This window comes from Paenibacillus salivarius (genome assembly GCF_051307165.1).
Classification (GTDB): Bacteria; Bacillota; Bacilli; order Paenibacillales; family Paenibacillaceae; genus Fontibacillus.
Window position 1 is genome coordinate 2,677,014 of sequence record NZ_CP195592.1, and the last position, 16,957, is coordinate 2,693,970.

The following is a 16,957-nucleotide window of genomic DNA, read 5'->3' on the forward strand; positions in this document are numbered from 1 at the left end:
CATTATATATATGAATAACGCATCATCCGCATTAAAGGTCGCGGCGGGAATCTTTTTGACGATCGCTTTGATCACGATTGTGGTCATTTTGTTCGTTTCGGCTCAGGAAGCGACAAAAACGGCGCAGAACAATTTTTCGGACATTCAAACCGAACTTTCGCAGGCGTCCTTTACGGTTTATGACGACACGACGGTGAGCGGTTCCCAGGTAACCAATGCGCTTAGGAAATTCAGTGACCGCGAGGAATTCGGAATCATGGTGAAAACGGGGAAGAATGGAACCGGTCAATGGTACGGCGACATCTTGCGCATCAGCGGAACTCTGACTAATGAAGAGTACGGGTCCGTGAGCGGAACAAGCCAGGCGGATATTAGCAACACTTGGAATGAGAGGCTGAACGAGTACGTAAATCCAAGCGGTAAATTTAAAGCCAAGGTAATCAAAGACAACTCGAATGTGGTGCGCGGGCTGGTCTTCACGCAGACAACGGTGACTCCATAGAGTCATCCCGGGTGAATCTTTATGGTTAACACGTTCAAAAGTCTGCTCTGGCTAGGCGCAGCGGTTACTTTTTGTCTCGGCGCGATAACGGTTGCTTTTGATTTCGGCAAGCAGACCGACGAAACGCTGCGGATCGTTTTGCCGCATGTGCAAATTCAAAAACGGAGCGTCGCTGTTCTTGATCAGGCGGCCTCCAGCACAGAGGAATCGATCATATATAGCGGTTCGCAAGTTTTGTACGGACTCAGGGGATGGAGCGAGGAGGGGGCGGAAGTCAGCGTGGAAGGAACCATCCTTTCCCCGGTCCGATACGTTGGCTTGCCCGGTGGATCATTTGACGATGATCTTACTCATGCCCTGTCAATCCTGGATCTTCGAGCCGATTACCGATCCACAGCTTCATACGATGGGAAGGGAAGGCTAACGACGATTTCCTTTTATAAGCTGTAATGCCGTTCAGGAGAAAAGGAAGGAGGCTTTCCTCATGAGCAACCCGCTATCTAAAATAACGGCGGCCCTGCTGGCAGTAGTTCTTTTGTTTCTGTTCCCTGCGGTCCAGACCGCACAGCGGGAAGAGGATCTCCGTGTATTGACGACGTATAACATGATGGTCCAGTTTACGGATGCGGTTAGAAACAAGGGGTATCTCTCACCGCAAATGTACAATGATTTTACCCGGGAACTTTCCCTGATCGGAGGGGTGTATGATCTTGAACTGGAACACAGGCATAAGAAGTACCACCCTGAATACGGGGATCCCGCCGATCCGGCGACGTTTAAAGACGGATTCAGCGTCGTTTACGATGCCTTTTACACCCGCGAAATGCTGCAAGTTTTGTTCCCGGAGACCCCGACTGCGATCGATCCGGATCAGCGAAAATATAAGCTCGAGGCTGGGGATTATATGACCGTATCCTTGGAACTCAGGTCCGCATCCACGTTGGCTGTTTTGTCCGAGTATATGTCCGGGCTTTTTGCGGGGAACGCCAAAGATCGGCGTTTGACTTACGGAGGCATGGTATTGAATGAAGATTACTGACTGGGCGATCCTATTTGTGTTGATAGCAGGTCCATTGCTTTTGATAGGAGCGTACAATGCCGAGCAACTGCGAGAGGTGAACCGGATGCAGATACGATACGCAACCGCATTACGTACGGCGGCGCATGATGCGGCCAGCGTCCTCCATCAAAATGAGCTGCAGTCTTTCGAATCCGGTTACGGATCGGCGAAATTCATGCGTTCGGATAAATACGCCGCGCTTGAAACATTGATCAATACATTGTCCTTAAACTTAGGCATATCCGATGACCCGCTTGCGAAGAATGCGTTGATGTCATTTATACCTGCGGTGGTCGTCATCGAGTATGACGGATACAGTTTATATGCCATGGATGAGTATACGCTAAGGGACGGGACCCCAATGGCGGAACACCGTTGGCGGCCCAAAAAACCTTACCTTTACCTTGATCCGGATGGAAACAGCCTTTCGTTTACACTCGATAGCCAAGTTTCCTTTATCGACCCGGTGAGCGGAGAATCGGTCACCGGGCTGCAACAGGAGCTTGGAAGCTCCTTGACCGTTCCACTGCTGAAGGATTCCCGAAGGTTTGAGGAGGTCCGAAGATCCGTTATTGTGAAAAGCATTGAAGAGGATTTGGCCAGGGCGGTGAATCGGCACAATGAGGTTTACCGAAAGCTTGGAGTTAAATATACATATACGCTTCCGACCATACCGCAGGAAGAATGGGACAATACGATCGACGATACGGGAGTGCTTGTCTTTCTCCAGGGTATTCCCGTCGGGAACCGGTACTTTAATAACTATGCGCTTGGCGGAGGAAGATTGTTGAAGAATCGCCCTGTTTATGGGGGAACCGATCCGTCCACAGGAATTAAATATGCTTCAAACGGTCAATGTCGGTTCCCATATCCGATCGAGGAAATTTATTCGAACGAAAAAGATGCCGCTTCCGCCGGTTACTTTGAGTGGAACTGTCCTTAAAGTTTGCCGATATTTTAATTACCCTCTGTCCGCATGGTTTGTGATTTTTATGACCATCTTAAATAGTACGATGGATTCTGAGTACGCGGCAGAGGCGGGGTTGATTTGAAGGATGATGTGCTGCTGATGCAAACCGGCGGAACAAATGATTTGCGCTGGCAAAATGAATTGGCGAATAAAGGATTTGAGGTCCGTGTTTGCTTCGGAATCAACGAAGCCGCCGATGAGATCGCGGAGGAACTTCCCGGAATTCTTGTCATGCATATCGAACGCGGCGGAGTCTACGTTCTTGATCTGATGGAACACCTGGGTAGAAATTTGTCTTTTCCCGTCATCGCCATTCTTAGGAAATGGGATACAAAGGAAGTCGTAGCCGCGCTCGAGGCTGGAGTGAATGACGTTATGGACGAGCAAGTCCCAATCGAGGAGCTATCTGCACGGATACGCGGATTGATTCGTCTTTTCAAGCGATTTGCGGAAGGATATTTGACCGAATTGGTTTTCGAAGATCTGCGTATGGAATTAAAAGGGCGAAAAACATACCGCGGCGAAGAATTGATCAAACTGACTCCTAAAGAATTCGATTTGCTAAAATATTTGGCGAAGCGGGCAGGTCAAGTTTGTCAGAGGGACGATATTTTGAAGGAAGTATGGGGTTACGACTTTTCCACGGGTACGAACGTGGTGGACGTATATATTCGCCATTTAAGGAAGAAGATCGATAAAGGGCGAGCGCGAAAGCTGATCCACACGGTAAGAGGGAACGGATATATGGTTCAGTAAAGCAAAAAAGACCCGAAGAATCGGGTCTTTTTATATGAAAAGATGATTTTAATAGATTACAGTACGCGACGAGCTTTCAGGTAAGTTCTCTTCCAATTGCCCGAGTTCAGGTTGGAAATCGTAACTCCAGGCTTACCGTAGGTGTGCAAAATTTTACCGTTGCCGATATATACGGCCACATGCGTTACGTTCTTTCCGTTTGCTCTGCTGCCGCTCGAGAAAAATACGAGATCTCCGACTCTCAGATTCGATTTGGATACCGCATAGCCTACTTTAGATTGGGCTGCCGATGTACGAGGCAAGTTTACGCCGTATTTCTTAAAAATGTGCTTCATAAAAGAGGAGCAATCAAAAACTCTTGTTGTCGATGTCGATGCGCCGAACTTATATGGCGTTCCCATGTATTGTTTTCCGTAGTTGACAACCTGGGTACCCTTGGATACCGCTGTGCTTTGAGCAGTTTGGACTGATGCAGCTTCAGCGCCGCCGGCAAGCAGGCCGCTAAATCCGATCGTCGATGCGATTGCAACCGTCAATACTTTTTGGAATGTGCTGTATTTTTTCATGTTGTTTGTTACCTCCAAGTTGTTTTGTTGACCGGTTCGAAATGAAGTATAACAGGTTTTTAACGGCCTAATAATTGGCAGGCAACTCTTAAATTCAAGCACCTCAACGGATTGAAGCGTATTATTAAAAAAAGATTAAAGTTTACAAAAAAGTAATCATTGATATTTTTAAATATATAAAAAACCATGAAAAAACATTGTAATATCAATGTTTTTTCATGGTTTCAAACGGTAACGAAACGAAGCGTAAAGGTTACAAAAATGTTTACTTTGATGCAAATACTTCGTCAATCCTTGCTCTGAATAATAAGAAGCAACCCGCTATCGATCCTGATTTTGCCTCGTTTCGCGACAAGCTTGTTGCTTACGCTGAGCGAATGCCCCATTTTCAGGGTCGCATTTTCAAGCGGATACATAAAACCTTCTATATGTATACCGGTGACTTCCGTCGTGAGAGGAAGCAGCGATACATATTTATAACCGCGATCTTCGATTTCGCAACTGGTTCCCGTTAGCGTGATATAGTTATGGGGATCACGGATGACGCTGGTAATCTGATGCTGCATTCCGCGGAGCATTAACTGGATATTGGATAAGGTGTGGTCAAGCCGTGTGCCGACAACGCCAAACATAACGATCTCTGTTGCGTGATGATCAATAGCCAGGTCAAAGGCCAGCTCCGTATCGGTCAAGTCCTTGTTTACAGCGTCACAGCGAATGATTTCTTTGCTGGCATCATTAATTTTTTTAAATTCTTCCGGGCTGACCGAGTCGAAATCTCCGACGGAAAGGTCGGGGGTGATGCCATGCTCAACCAGAAATAAAGCCCCGCGATCCGCACCGATCACCATGTCGTCTTGACGGATTTCCTGCACAAATTCAGGATCGATTGTTCCGCCGGCAAAAATGAGTACTCGCTTTGTTTCCATGCGGCATAACCTCTCTTCTGTTGAATTGCCCTAACCAATACAAGTATAATTCAGATTTTGGGCTTGCACAATTCGACTTGCCGGGAATACAATGGACTAGCGATATAGCAATTTGTTAGAGGGAGAGGGCAGGGAACAGTCAGATGCATTTATTCGACATATTCAGCATTATCGGCACGGTTGCGTTTGCGATGTCAGGCGCTTTTGTGGCTATGGAAGAGGAATACGACATTCTGGGTGTCCTTGTACTCGGTCTGGTCACCGCTTTTGGGGGAGGCATTATCCGCAATGTGTTGATCGGGGTTCCGGTCACGACGTTATGGGCACAGGGAGATTTGATACTTCTGGCTGTATTGTCGATCTTGATCGCGTTTATCCTTCCGATGTCATGGATCAATCACTGGAAGAAGACGGAGGCGCTTTTCGATGCGATCGGTCTTTCCGCTTTTGCGATTCAAGGGGCGCTTTATGCGAGCGATATGAAGCATCCGATCAGTGCGATCATTGTCGCTGCCGTACTAACCGGGATCGGCGGAGGGATTATCCGCGACTTGCTGGCGGGGCGTAAGCCGCTTGTGCTACGGGACGAAATCTACGCGGTTTGGGCCATGCTCGCGGGCGTTGCGATCTGGACCGGTGTTTTCAAATCGACGGTGGCACTTGTTTTGCTGTTTGTACTGGTTGTGTTCTTCCGAATGCTGTCCGTTCATTATAAATGGAAACTCCCTCGTCGTTCCTTGCAAACCGGGAGCATTGGTACAAAGTCGGAGAATATGTGATGATTAAAATATACTCGTGAAAATAAAAGAGGATCCATGCCATTACCGGGCGTGGGATCCTCTTTCTTCTTATATAGACTTTTCTTTACTTCAGAAAATAAGTCAGCGCATCCGGCAGTTCCTGCTGCCAAAAGCCCCAGAGATGCTTGCCTTCTTTTTCGAAATAATTCACTTTGGCTCCGCGCTCTTCCAGCAGGTGCTTTGCTTTCCGATTAAGCTCCACAAAATTGTAGGTACCGGTATCGGTAGTATAGTGATCCTCCTGCAAGCCCACAATCATGTAAAGCGATAGATAGGACAGGTCCGTTTGGTCCGCGATCATTTCAAGCGACCGGTCGTAGAATGCGCCGGAAAGACTGATGATTTTGGAAAACAGTTCCGGTTTTTTCATAGCCAAGTGAAGCGAGAAGGAGCCTCCAAGCGAATCTCCGGCAAGAATTCGGTCATCGGCCTGGCGCCGAACCGGATAATTGCTTTCCACAAAGGGAATAATTTCTTCAGTAATACAGTTGCAATAAGCTTCAAACCTGTTGCCGAAAGGAGCGTATTCTTCCGTACGGACCGAGGTATCCACCTCAATCCCTACAATAATAAAAGGTTCGATATCATCGTCCAGAATCAATTTGTTCGCGTGGGTGGCAATGCGGCCGAAATTGAAAAATTCCTCCCCATCCTGACAATAAACGACAGGGTAACTCAAAATTTCGTTATAGCCGGGCGGGAGATATATCCGCAGTTTACGCAGTTCTCCCAAGCTGTGGCTATGGATTTCTTCTTTTACGATCGTACGCTTTAAATAGCGGGAATCTGTCATGAAATGACACGCTCCTTGTCGACTTGTATTTTGCTTTTGACCTCTCGTTACGTTAAGATAACCGTTGGAACGGTAAACGCATACACTTCCAGTTCGTTCACCCTGTTATATAATTGTATTCAATCTGTTATACAAACATAAATAAATTTTTAAGTCAGTCTAGAGCATTTCCTTTGACTTAATGAGTGAAACAGATGTATAATAATTCTATAACAGCGGAACATGATAATCAAATATTTTGTCGAGGTGAAGAAAATGAGCAAGGTTCCTTATGAAGTATATACTGAGGAAGTCCAAGCTTTGTCCGTGCTTTCGCCGGATGGTGAAATTGTAAACAAAGATATGGACCCGAAATTGACAGATGATCAATTGAAAGAATTGATGTACCGTATGGTATTTACCCGCACTTGGGATGAGCGTGCCATTAACCTGGGACGTCAAGGACGCCTTGGTTTCTATGCTCCGGTATCCGGACAAGAAGCTACGATGGTCGGCAGTGAATTCGCACTGGACAAGAATGACTTTATTTGCCCGGGTTACCGCGATATGCCGCAGCTCGTATGGCATGGTCTTCCGCTTTATCAAGCTTTCCTGTATTCCCGCGGACATCAGCATGGCGGACAAATTCCGGAAGGCGTTAACGTACTTATGCCTCAAATCATTATCGGCGCACAAGTTCTTCATGCTATGGGGATCGCCATGGGTTACAAATTGAAGAAACAAAAACAAGTGGCCATTACTTACACCGGGGACGGCGGTTCCTCCGAGGGCGATTTCTACGAAGCGCTCAACTATGCTGGAGTATACAAACTTCCGGTTATTTTCTTTGTGCAAAACAACGGTTATGCCATTACGACTCCTTTCTCGAAACAAACGGCTGCCTTGTCCATCGCTCATAAAGCGGTTGCCGCCGGTATCCGTGGCGTGAAGATCGACGGTATGGACGTATTTGCGGTCATCAGCGCGGTGCGCGAAGCTGCAGAACGCGCTCGCAACGGAGAAGGCGCAACATTGATCGAAGCCGTAACTTACCGTTTCCGTCCGCATTCCTTGTCCGATGATACAAGCAAATACCGTACTAAAGAAGAAGAAGGACAATGGAGCGAAAAAGATCCGATTTCCCGTCTTGCCAAGTATTTGGAAAAGAAAGGCCTTTGGACCGAAGAAGATACGGCACGCGTGAAAGAAGAAGCCAAGGCAAAAGTGAACGAGCAAATCAAAAAAGCGGAACAAACCGAAAAAATGACCATTCCTGGCTTGATCGACAGCATGTTCGAGCAAACGCCTAAACATCTGGAAGAGCAAAAAGCCGATTTTAAATAAGCCTTGATGAAGTGAAGTTCTAATGAGGAGGATATGAAGCAATGGCACAAATGAATATGAAAGAAGCAATTCGCGATGCGATGCGCGTAGAGTTGAATCGGGATCCTAACGTCCTGATTTTCGGGGAAGACGTAGGTAATGTCGGCGGGGTATTCCGCGTAACTGAAGGTTTGCAAAAAGAATTCGGCGAAGAGCGCGTATTCGATACTCCGCTGGCTGAATCCGCGATCGGCGGTATGGCGGTAGGTCTCGGTATCCAAGGATTCCGTCCGATTGCCGAAATCCAGTTCGTTGGCTTTATTTTTGAAGCCCTTGACCAAATTTTGGTGCAGGCTGCACGCATGCGTTACCGTTCCGGCGGCCGTTATCATTCTCCGGTCGTTTTCCGTACTCCTTACGGCGGCGGCGTTAAAGCGGCGGAACTTCACACGGACGCTTTGGAAGGTTTGATCGCTCAAACTCCGGGTATTAAACTGGTAGTTCCTTCGAACCCGTATGACGCAAAAGGACTTATGATCTCCGCGATCCGCGACAACGATCCGGTATTTTTCATGGAGCACCTGAACTTGTACCATGCGTTCCGCGCAGAAGTACCAGACGGCGAATACACGGTTGAGCTTGGTAAAGCCAATGTCGTTCGCGAAGGTTCCGATGTAACGATCATCGCTTACGGCATGATGGTTCACACCGCGGTTAAAGCGGCTGAAGAGCTCGAGAAGACCAAAGGCATCAAAGCGGAAGTTATCGACCTGCGCACCCTGGTGCCGTTGGATATCGATACGATTATCGCTTCCATCAAGAAAACCAACCGTGCGATCGTTGTGCAAGAAGCTCAAAAATCGGCGGGTATGGCCGCTGAAATTATTGCTCAAATCAACGAAAAGGCAATCCTCCATTTGGAAGCCCCAGTGCTTCGCATTACGCCTCCGGATACCGTTTATCCGTTCGCGCAAATCGAGGATCAATGGCTTCCTACGCCAGCCCGCGTGATTGAGGGCGTAAACAAAGTTCTCGAATTCTAATTGACTTTTAAAACTAATTAAATAGCAGGAGGTCTTCCAGGTGGCAAAATTTGAATATCGCTTCCCAGAGCTGGGCGAAGGTTTGCATGAAGGCGAAATTATCAAAATGCATATCAAAGCCGGCGACAAAGTAACTGACGAAGATATCGTAATGGAAGTACAGAACGATAAGGCGGTCGTTGAAGTACCATGTCCGGTAAACGGTACGGTGCTTGAAGTGTTCGGTTCGGACGGCGCCGTGTTCCGCGTAGGCCAAGTCGTGGCCGTCATCGACGCGGAAGGCGACATTCCGGAACAGGAATCCGCTCCTGAACAAGCTCATGCACAAGAAGCTGACGCAGCTCAAGGCGGAGCCGAAACGAAGGATTCCCCGGCAGCGACAAGCCCGGCAGATGCGAAAGAAGGCGGCGCAGGCGCGGCAACTCCAGCGGCTCCGAATCGCGAAGTGCTGGCAACGCCTAGCGTACGTAAATTTGCCCGTGAGCAAGGTATCGATATTGCGCAAGTCAACGGTACAGGCAAAGCAGGCAAAATTACCCGTGAAGACGTTGAAGCCTTCAAGAACGGTGGCGCAGCGGCTCCAGCGGCAGCGGGCGAAGCGAAAGCAGCAGCAGCGGCTCCAGCAGCGGCAGCTTCCGCAGCCAGCGTGAGCGCTGACGAAGAACGCGTACCGTTCAAGGGTATCCGTAAAGCGATCTCCAACGCTATGGTTAAGTCGGCATACACCGCTCCGCACGTTACTATCATGGACGAAGTGGATGTTACCGAACTGGTTGCTTTCCGTACACGCATGAAACCGATCGCCGAGAAGAAAGGCATTAAAGTCACTTACTTGCCGTTCATCGTTAAAGCGCTCGTGGCGGCATCCCGTCAATTCCCTGCGCTTAACGCTTCGATCGACGAAGAAAACAACGAAATTGTATACAAGAAACATTACGATATCGGGATTGCTACCGATACGGATAACGGTCTGATCGTTCCGGTTATCAAAGATGCCGATCGCAAGAGCATCTGGATGATCGCCGACGCCATCCGTGATCTGGCAGCCCGCGGCCGTGACGGCAAGCTGTCTGCAAGCGAAATGAAGGGCAGCACGATTTCGATTTCGAATATCGGTTCCGCCGGCGGTATGTTCTTTACGCCGATCATTAACTACCCTGAAGTAGCGATCCTGGGTACAGGCCGCATCAGCGAAAAACCGGTTGTGAAAAACGGCGAAATCGTCGTGGCTCCGGTAATGGCTTTGTCGCTCAGCTTCGACCATCGTTTGATCGACGGCGCTACGGCTCAAAACTTCATGAACTATATCAAACAACTGCTCGCGAACCCAGAGCTGCTTGTTATGGAGGTGTAATACAACATGGTAGTAGGAGACGCTTCTCTGGATATTGATACACTGGTTGTAGGTGCAGGTCCCGGTGGATATGTGGCGGCAATTCGTGCCGCCCAACTGGGTCAAAAAGTAGTCATCGTGGACAAATCGGAGCTCGGCGGCGTGTGCTTGAACCGCGGTTGCATTCCTTCGAAAGCTTTGATCTCCGCAGCGCATGCTTTCGAAAACGCACAGCATGCCGACGCTTTCGGCGTAACTGCCGAAAACGTGAAGGTGGATTTCACGAAAACGCAAGAATTCAAAAACGGTGTCGTGAAAAAAATGACCCAAGGCGTTACCGGTTTGCTTAAAGGCAACAAAATCGAAGTTTTCAGCGGTGAAGTGATGTTCATTAACGAAAACGAAGCCCGTGCATTCAACGATCACGAATCGCCGCGCTACCGCTTTAAGCATTGCATTCTGGCAACGGGATCCCGTCCGATCGAATTGAAACCATTCCCGTTCGGCGGACGTATCCTGTCCTCCACGGAAGCTTTGGAATTGCAAGAAATTCCGGGCAGCCTGGTTGTCATCGGCGGCGGTTACATCGGTGCCGAGCTCGGACAAATGTTCTCGAAATTCGGCACGAAAGTAACGATCATCGAGGGCATGGACACCGTGCTTCCTGGCTTTGACAAGGATATGACTCGCCTTGTTGCCAAGAGCATGGAGAAAACCGGCATCGAAATCGTGACCAACGCGAAAGCGGAAAGCGCAGAGCAAACCGATAAAAACGTAACGGTGAAATACTCCGTGAACGGCGAAAGCAAAGAAGTTACTGCGGATTACCTGCTCGTAACTGTCGGACGTCGCCCTAACACCGACGGCGACCTGGGTCTGGAACTGGCCGGCGTTAAACTGACCGACCGCGGTCTGGTTGAAGTCGACCACCAAGGACGTACCAGCAACCCGAACATCTTCGCGATCGGCGACATCGTAGCCGGACCTGCGCTGGCTCACAAAGCTTCTTATGAAGGTAAAGTGGCCGCAGAAGCGATTTCCGGACTTCCGTCCGTAGTTGATTACAAAGCCATTCCGGCCGTCGTGTTCACGGATCCTGAATGCTCGAGCGTAGGTTACACCGAAAAAGAAGCGAAGGAAAAAGGCTTTAACGTTAAAGCCGGCAAATTCCCGTTCGCGGGCAACGGCCGTGCGACTTCGCTGAACCAGCCTGACGGTTTCATCAAAATCGTCGCCAATGCAGACAACAATGTCGTGCTCGGCGCGCAAATCGTCGGCATTGAAGCGTCCAACCTGATTGCCGAGCTTGGTCTCGCGATCGAAATGGGCGCTACCTTGGAAGACATCTCGCTCACGATCCACGCTCACCCAACGTTGGGCGAAATCGTGATGGAAACGGCTGAGCTCGTTGAAGGTCATCCGATCCACGTGATCTCCCGTTAATTTCCGATCTCAAGCTTCCGCGCCGGAAAACCGGCCCGGCAAGCTCTCCTAAGCATATTTAAGGCAGGACCTGACAATGGTCCTGCCTCTTTTTTTGCTTATCGGGTAGAAAATACAAGAAATATACGTAATGCGAAAAATGCCGTGTGAATGAAGCCGAAAATTGCTTTTCTCCTGCTATTCCCGGTGAGTTGATCTTTAACGGCTGTCCACCTTATTCTCGAGGCAAATCCTGATGATGGCCGGCTGATTGTGATTTCTGAGGATAATGGGAAGCTGGGTAGACTGCTTTCAGGGGAGTTGGCAAGGATGGATCGGACGAACGAGGGACTTATTGTGACTAGAATTAAGCCCGCTCATCGGAGTGGGCTGTTTAGTTGTGATTGAAGCTGCGAAATGAGATATTTCGAATCTGGACGATGCGCTAACGGAACATACAGCCTTTATTTGTCCGATTCAGGGTGAAAATTCGTTCTAACGGAACCCAGCGACCTTATTTGTTGCAATTGGAGAGAAATCCCGGCATTTAAGAGGTATTAGCGTCTCTCAGTTCCGTAAGAGTTTTCAAATCCCTTACTTTCTTGGCAATAACGTCTTTCAGTTCCGTTAGGAATCAATGAAACAAGCCCGCTTGTTGGAGCGGGCTGCTAGTTGTGTTCGAAGTTGCGAAATGAGAAATTTCGAACCTGGACGATGAGCTAACGGAACATACAGCCTTTATTTGTCTGATTCAGGGTGTAAATTCGTTCTAACGGAACCCAGCGACCTTATTTGTTGCAATTGGAGAGAAATCCCGGCATTTAAGAGGTATTAGCGTCTCTCAGTTCCGTAAGAGTTTTCAAATCCCTTACTTTCTTATCAATAACGTCTTTCAGTTCCGTTAGGAATGGAACAAGCCCGCTCGTTGGAGCGGGCTGCTTAGTTGTGTTCGAAGCTGCGAAATGAGATATTTCGAAACTGAACGATGAGCTAACGGAACATCAAGCCTTTATTTGTCCGATTCAGGGTGAAAATTCGTTCTAACGGAACTCAGCGACCTTATTTGTTGCAATTGGAGAGAAATCCCGGCATTTGAGAGGTAATAGCGTCATTCAGTTCCGTTAGAGTTTTCTAATCCCTCACTTTCTTAACAATAACGTCTCCCAGTTCCGTTAGGAATCAATGAAACAAGCCCGCTCGTTGGAGCGGGCTGCTTAGTTGTGTTCGAAGCTGCGAAATGAGAAATTTCGAACCTGGACTATGAGCTAAAGGAACATCAAGCCTTTATTTGCCCGATTCAGGGTGAAAATTCGTTCTAACGGAACTCAGCGACCTTATTTGTTGCAATTGGAGAGAAATCCCGGCATTTGAGAGGTAATAGCGTCATTCAGTTCCGTTAGAGTTTTCAAATCCCTTACTTTCTTATCAATAACGTCTCCCAGTTCCGTTAGGAATCAATGAAACAAGCCCGCACCGAAATCAACCGGAGCGGGCTTGTTTGCTTTACCATTAAATAAACAAATTAATTCCGGATTGATCCGCTTTGCCAAGGTAGTAGCCGACGCCGCCGATCTTGACTCCGTCGATCAGCTCTTCCCGCTGAATGCCCATCAGGTCCATCGACATTTGACAGGCGACGATTTCAACCCCTTGGTCGAGCGCGGATTGCATCAATTCTTCGAGCGACGAAATGTTTCCGCTTTTCATGACGCCGCGAATCATTTTAGGACCCATGCCCATCATGTTCATTTTGGAAAGGGATAGCTTCCGGCTGCCGCGCGGCATCATCGCGCCGAACATTTTGCCGATAAAGCTTTTGCTTACAGGGACTTTTTCCGGCTTGCGGATGACGTTCAGTCCCCAGAACGTAAAGAACATCGTCACTTTTTTGCCGCTGGCGGCAGCTCCGTTTGCGATAATAAAGGAAGCGATCGCCTTGTCGAGGTCGCCGTTAAAGACGATCATCGACGCGCCTTCCGGAGTTTCGCTCAGAGCGGGGGAGGAGGCAGGAGCCGCCAGCATTTTGGCGGGTTCCTCTTTACGCAGATAAGCTTCGATTATGCCGTTGTCTTGTTTCTTAACCTGAAGCGCCTTGTTCTTCGACATGCCTGCCCATGCCTTAATGTCTTCGTAAAACCCCGGATCCGAAGCGGTTACCCTCAGCACCTGGCCGTTCTGAAGTCCGTCCATTTTTTGTTTGACCTGAATCAACGGGCCGGGGCAGCACAGACCGCAAGCATCAAGCTCGGCATCGGCGCGGATTTCGCCGGTTGGCGCCGTTTCCGCGGCAGCGGCGGTTTCACGAACCGTCGTACCGGCCTCGGCTGGAGCGGATAAAGCCGATAAGCTCCCGGAACGTTGTCCCGGAATGTAATTAGCCATCAGGTAAGTTTTGTAGCCGCCGGTTAAATTCCGGACGCGAAATCCTTTTTGCTGCAAAATTCTTGACGCGGTGTATCCGCGAAGTCCCACCTGGCAATATACCCAAATTTCCTTCGACGGATCCAGTTCGGACAAACGGCCCCGGAGATCATCGACCGGAATATTGATGGAGTCCGGAATGTTTCCGTTCGCATGCTCCATCTCCGACCGTACGTCAACAAGGATGGTAGATGCAGCATCGCGAGTATCCAAATCCTTTGGTACGAAAACGGTTGTTCTACCGGAAATTACGTTTTCGGCCGTATAACCCGCCATATTGACGGGGTCTTTTGCAGAAGAATAGGGCGGCGCATAGGCCAACTCCAACTCGGACAAATCGGTTACATTACCATGGAACCGTATCGCAGTGGCTATGTCGTCGATGCGTTTATCGACCCCGTCATAACCGACGGCCTGCGCGCCAAGCACGACGCCTCGCTCGTCGAACAAAAGCTTCAGAGTCAAAGGGGTAGATCCCGGATAATAGGAAGCGTGGGAGCTAGGGTGTACGTAAGTTACATGGTAGGGCAGTCCGAGGCGTTGCAGCGTTTTTTCATTGTTTCCCGTCGCCGCGCCCGTCATGCCGAAAACCTTGATAATGGATGTTCCTTGCGCACCTTTGAACGAAGTTTCCAGACCGCATACATTATCTGCCGCAATCCGTCCTTGTTTGTTGGCAGGACCGGCCAAAGGAATGGCCGTTTTCGTTCCGTTGACGTAATCGGTGATTTCAATAGCATCCCCGGCTGCGAAAATATCTTTGACGCTGGTCTCCAGCTTGTCATTTACGATGATATGTCCCTTCGGACCGAGTTCAATGCCGCTGTCACGGAGAAATCCGGTATCCGGGGCAACGCCGATGGCCAGGATAACCATTTCGGCGGCCAACGTTATGCCGGCAGCGGTCTTCACCTCGATCGAACGGCCTTTCTCTTCAAAGCCTTGAACGCTTTGGGACATCAACAGCCGTACGCCGTGCTCTTCAAGCTCCTTGGCAAGCGAGCCGGCCATCTCCGCATCGAAAGGAGCCAGAATTTGCGGCCCGCCTTCGATTAAAGTGACATCAAGGCCGATCTCCTTTAAATTTTCCGCCATTTCGACACCGATAAAACCGCCGCCGATGACGATCGCCGAGGATATGCCGTCCTCGGTCACGCGTTTTTTAATCCGGTCCGTATCCGGAATGTTCCGAAGGGTATGGATTTTGCCGGATTCGATCCCCGGTAGATTCGGACGGAGCGGTTTCGCTCCGGGCGACAAAATCACCGCGTCGTAGCTTTCTTCATATTCGCCCCGCGTCTTGCTGCGGACGGTCACGGTTTTTCTGTCGGGATGAATTCCAATAACTTCGCTGTCTACGCGGACATCGATGTTGAACCTCTTCTGCATCGCTTCCGGCGTCTGTACGAGCAGTTTGGATCGTTCTTTGATCGAATCTCCGATATAATAGGGAAGACCGCAATTGGCGAACGAAATGTAAGAGTCGCGTTCGAACATGATGATATGCGCGTCTTCGTCCAACCGGCGCAAACGCGCCGCCGCGGATGCTCCGCCGGCAACGCCGCCGACGATAATGACTTTTTTGCTCATAATGATGGTTCCTCCTCCAGCATAATGCTTACCAGCTGTTTTATTTTTTCATTCGCGATGCTGTAGTTGACTTCCAGTCCGTTTCGTTCGGCGACGACAATTCCCATGGTGCGCAGTTTTTGCAGATGCTGGGATACGGTAGATTGCGGTAAATTCAGACATTCCTGCATATAGGACACATTGCATTCCTGTTTCTGGATTAAACCTCTAACGATGCACAAACGAACCGGATGGGCCAAGGCCTTCAAAACCTCGGCGGCTTCTTCATATGCTTTGAAGTTGTTATCCAAACGGGTCACTCCAATCCGTGTAATGGAATTGATGATCAATATATCGTAATATTACGATATAGTAATTTTATTGTCAATCTTGATAGTAAATCGCAAAGGAGAGAATGGATTGAGCAATCTTCAGTTAGGCCCATTTTTGCTGAACGGACCTTTGATCGCGAGCCTCGTATTCGGATTGGGCGGATGGATCGCATTAAAGCTATGGCTGCGGAAAAGAATGGATCCGGTCAAATCGGGGTTATGGACGAGCTTGTTATCCAACGCGTTTTGGATTTGGCTTCTGATATGGAAACTCAGTTATGCGGCGGTACATCCCCAGGAAACTCTCTCGTATCCGATGTCCTTGACCTATTATGACGGAGGATATACCGGCATTTGGATCGCCTCGATCGTCGCGGTGTCGTATTTGTGGTACGGGTCTCGTAAGAAGAAGGTCGAGTTATCCTCCCTGGCAGGAGGACTTGCCATTTATGTAACGGGAGGCTGGTTTTTCAGCAGACTTTTCGTCCTTATCTTGGACGATAATTCGTCTATGGCCGGGGTTGTAGGGCCTGTTTTGGCCGGATTGCTTCTGCTCTATTTTTTCGTTCAAAAAAGAGAAGCAAGCAAGAATATGCTTGTTTTAGTCATCGTTACGGGACTAGCCGCATACAGTGTCTACAATTATGTGAACGAACGATCCGCTTTAAATCGCTTGAATCAGCATACGTCGTCCCAAGATATCCCGATCGGCATAAAAAAGGGACAGCGGGCCCCCGACTTCAACTTAGCCGGATTGAGCGACGTCGAAGTGATGCTATCCGATTTTCGCAATAACGTAGTCATTCTGAACTTTTGGGCATCTTGGTGTCCGCCGTGCCGGGCAGAGATGCCGCATATGCAGCGTTTGCATGAAGAGTACGAGGATAAGGGAGTCGTAGTTCTCGGCGTTAATCTGACTTCTACGGAGGCAGGCGTGGAGACGGTAAGGAGTTATGTCCAAAAGGAAGAGCTTTCTTTTCCCGTCGGATTGGATGTTCAAGGAAAAGCGAGCGATTTATTCAGGATCGTTTCATATCCGACTACGTATATCATTGACCGGGAGGGCGTGATCAGGAAAGTGCTCCCGGGGACAATGAACTTCGAGATGCTGGAAAAAGAGATTCGCGGTCTGTAACAGTTGTTGATTTCCCCTATATAG

General features: G+C 49.0%; 16 protein-coding genes. 11 read left to right on the forward strand and 5 right to left on the reverse strand.

Annotated elements, in window-relative coordinates:
* Positions 1-10 precede the first annotated feature (10 nt).
* The 5 genes from ACSFXJ_RS12095 to ACSFXJ_RS12115 all read left to right on the forward strand — a co-directional run bounded on the left by ACSFXJ_RS12095 (position 11) and on the right by ACSFXJ_RS12115 (position 3,288).
* Positions 11-502 carry an ABC transporter permease gene (locus ACSFXJ_RS12095; protein ID WP_435925499.1) on the forward strand — a complete coding sequence of 164 codons (492 nt, stop codon included), beginning with the start codon at positions 11-13 and terminating at the stop codon, positions 500-502.
* A 21-nt stretch (positions 503-523) separates the two neighbouring features.
* Positions 524-952, forward strand: a complete 429-nt coding sequence (locus ACSFXJ_RS12100; RefSeq protein ID WP_435925500.1) for a hypothetical protein — start codon at positions 524-526, stop codon at positions 950-952.
* A gap of 34 nt (positions 953-986) precedes the next feature.
* Complete coding sequence (locus ACSFXJ_RS12105; protein ID WP_435925501.1) at positions 987-1,541, forward strand: hypothetical protein; 555 nt, start codon at positions 987-989, stop codon at positions 1,539-1,541.
* Positions 1,528-2,505 (forward strand): hypothetical protein, encoded by a 978-nt coding sequence (locus ACSFXJ_RS12110; protein WP_435925502.1) that lies wholly within the window; start codon positions 1,528-1,530, stop codon positions 2,503-2,505. Before ACSFXJ_RS12105 ends, ACSFXJ_RS12110 begins: the two co-directional genes overlap by 14 nt.
* A 105-nt stretch (positions 2,506-2,610) precedes the next feature.
* A complete protein-coding gene (locus ACSFXJ_RS12115) occupies positions 2,611-3,288 on the forward strand; it encodes a winged helix-turn-helix transcriptional regulator (protein WP_435925503.1) in 678 nt (225 codons plus the stop codon).
* Between the two features lie 56 nt (positions 3,289-3,344).
* On the opposite strand, the gene ACSFXJ_RS12120 is transcribed toward ACSFXJ_RS12115, so the two are convergent.
* On the reverse strand, positions 3,345-3,854 hold the full coding sequence (locus tag ACSFXJ_RS12120) for a C40 family peptidase (protein ID WP_435925504.1): 510 nt from the start codon (positions 3,852-3,854) through the stop codon (positions 3,345-3,347).
* 287 nt (positions 3,855-4,141) lie between these two features.
* A complete protein-coding gene (locus ACSFXJ_RS12125; protein ID WP_435925505.1) occupies positions 4,142-4,783 on the reverse strand; it encodes a thiamine diphosphokinase in 642 nt (213 codons plus the stop codon).
* A gap of 143 nt (positions 4,784-4,926) precedes the next feature.
* Here ACSFXJ_RS12125 and ACSFXJ_RS12130 point away from each other — a divergent pair, with 143 nt between their 5' ends.
* Positions 4,927-5,562 (forward strand): trimeric intracellular cation channel family protein, encoded by a 636-nt coding sequence (locus ACSFXJ_RS12130; RefSeq protein ID WP_435925506.1) that lies wholly within the window; start codon positions 4,927-4,929, stop codon positions 5,560-5,562.
* Positions 5,563-5,647: 85 nt separating this feature from the next.
* Here the strand turns inward: ACSFXJ_RS12130 and ACSFXJ_RS12135 are convergent, their stop codons facing one another.
* The gene (locus ACSFXJ_RS12135; protein WP_435925507.1) at positions 5,648-6,376 is read right to left on the reverse strand and encodes an alpha/beta hydrolase; all 729 of its coding nucleotides are present in this window, start codon (positions 6,374-6,376) and stop codon (positions 5,648-5,650) included.
* A gap of 255 nt (positions 6,377-6,631) precedes the next feature.
* On the opposite strand from ACSFXJ_RS12135, the gene pdhA reads away from it, so the two are divergent.
* The 4 genes from pdhA to lpdA are packed head-to-tail and all read left to right on the forward strand — an operon-like array spanning position 6,632 to position 11,497.
* Positions 6,632-7,699, forward strand: coding sequence for a pyruvate dehydrogenase (acetyl-transferring) E1 component subunit alpha (gene pdhA / locus ACSFXJ_RS12140; protein WP_435925508.1), 1,068 nt, complete (start codon positions 6,632-6,634; stop codon positions 7,697-7,699).
* Between the two features lie 41 nt (positions 7,700-7,740).
* Positions 7,741-8,721, forward strand: coding sequence for an alpha-ketoacid dehydrogenase subunit beta (locus ACSFXJ_RS12145; RefSeq protein ID WP_435925509.1), 981 nt, complete (start codon positions 7,741-7,743; stop codon positions 8,719-8,721).
* A 40-nt stretch (positions 8,722-8,761) separates the two neighbouring features.
* Entirely contained in the window at positions 8,762-10,075 is a 1,314-nt protein-coding gene (locus tag ACSFXJ_RS12150) for a dihydrolipoamide acetyltransferase family protein (RefSeq protein WP_435925510.1), read from the forward strand.
* Positions 10,076-10,081: 6 nt separating this feature from the next.
* Positions 10,082-11,497: a dihydrolipoyl dehydrogenase gene (lpdA, locus tag ACSFXJ_RS12155; protein WP_435925511.1), complete on the forward strand. Its 1,416-nt coding sequence runs from the start codon at positions 10,082-10,084 to the stop codon at positions 11,495-11,497.
* A gap of 1,488 nt (positions 11,498-12,985) precedes the next feature.
* Here lpdA and ACSFXJ_RS12160 read toward each other — a convergent pair.
* A complete protein-coding gene (locus ACSFXJ_RS12160; RefSeq protein ID WP_435925512.1) occupies positions 12,986-15,487 on the reverse strand; it encodes a DsrE/DsrF/DrsH-like family protein in 2,502 nt (833 codons plus the stop codon).
* On the reverse strand, positions 15,484-15,777 hold the full coding sequence (locus tag ACSFXJ_RS12165; protein WP_435925513.1) for an ArsR/SmtB family transcription factor: 294 nt from the start codon (positions 15,775-15,777) through the stop codon (positions 15,484-15,486). Before ACSFXJ_RS12165 ends, ACSFXJ_RS12160 begins: the two co-directional genes overlap by 4 nt.
* A gap of 109 nt (positions 15,778-15,886) precedes the next feature.
* Between ACSFXJ_RS12165 and ACSFXJ_RS12170 the strand changes: the two genes are divergently transcribed.
* Positions 15,887-16,933 carry a peroxiredoxin family protein gene (locus ACSFXJ_RS12170; RefSeq protein ID WP_435925514.1) on the forward strand — a complete coding sequence of 349 codons (1,047 nt, stop codon included), beginning with the start codon at positions 15,887-15,889 and terminating at the stop codon, positions 16,931-16,933.
* Positions 16,934-16,957: the final 24 nt, after the last annotated feature.

What these genes read in the sequence shown, in the direction of transcription:
- ACSFXJ_RS12135 (WP_435925507.1), bottom strand. Translation starts at nt 6,376, where the DNA reads ATGACAGATTCCCGCTATTTAAAGCGTACGATCGTAAAAGAAGAAATC.
- pdhA (WP_435925508.1), top strand. Translation starts at nt 6,632, where the DNA reads ATGAGCAAGGTTCCTTATGAAGTATATACTGAGGAAGTCCAAGCTTTG.
- ACSFXJ_RS12145 (WP_435925509.1), top strand. Translation starts at nt 7,741, where the DNA reads ATGGCACAAATGAATATGAAAGAAGCAATTCGCGATGCGATGCGCGTA.
- ACSFXJ_RS12110 (WP_435925502.1), top strand. Translation starts at nt 1,528, where the DNA reads ATGAAGATTACTGACTGGGCGATCCTATTTGTGTTGATAGCAGGTCCA.
- ACSFXJ_RS12130 (WP_435925506.1), top strand. Translation starts at nt 4,927, where the DNA reads ATGCATTTATTCGACATATTCAGCATTATCGGCACGGTTGCGTTTGCG.
- ACSFXJ_RS12160 (WP_435925512.1), bottom strand. Translation starts at nt 15,487, where the DNA reads ATGAGCAAAAAAGTCATTATCGTCGGCGGCGTTGCCGGCGGAGCATCC.
- ACSFXJ_RS12125 (WP_435925505.1), bottom strand. Translation starts at nt 4,783, where the DNA reads ATGGAAACAAAGCGAGTACTCATTTTTGCCGGCGGAACAATCGATCCT.
- ACSFXJ_RS12095 (WP_435925499.1), top strand. Translation starts at nt 11, where the DNA reads ATGAATAACGCATCATCCGCATTAAAGGTCGCGGCGGGAATCTTTTTG.
- lpdA (WP_435925511.1), top strand. Translation starts at nt 10,082, where the DNA reads ATGGTAGTAGGAGACGCTTCTCTGGATATTGATACACTGGTTGTAGGT.
- ACSFXJ_RS12105 (WP_435925501.1), top strand. Translation starts at nt 987, where the DNA reads ATGAGCAACCCGCTATCTAAAATAACGGCGGCCCTGCTGGCAGTAGTT.
- ACSFXJ_RS12100 (WP_435925500.1), top strand. Translation starts at nt 524, where the DNA reads ATGGTTAACACGTTCAAAAGTCTGCTCTGGCTAGGCGCAGCGGTTACT.
- ACSFXJ_RS12120 (WP_435925504.1), bottom strand. Translation starts at nt 3,854, where the DNA reads ATGAAAAAATACAGCACATTCCAAAAAGTATTGACGGTTGCAATCGCA.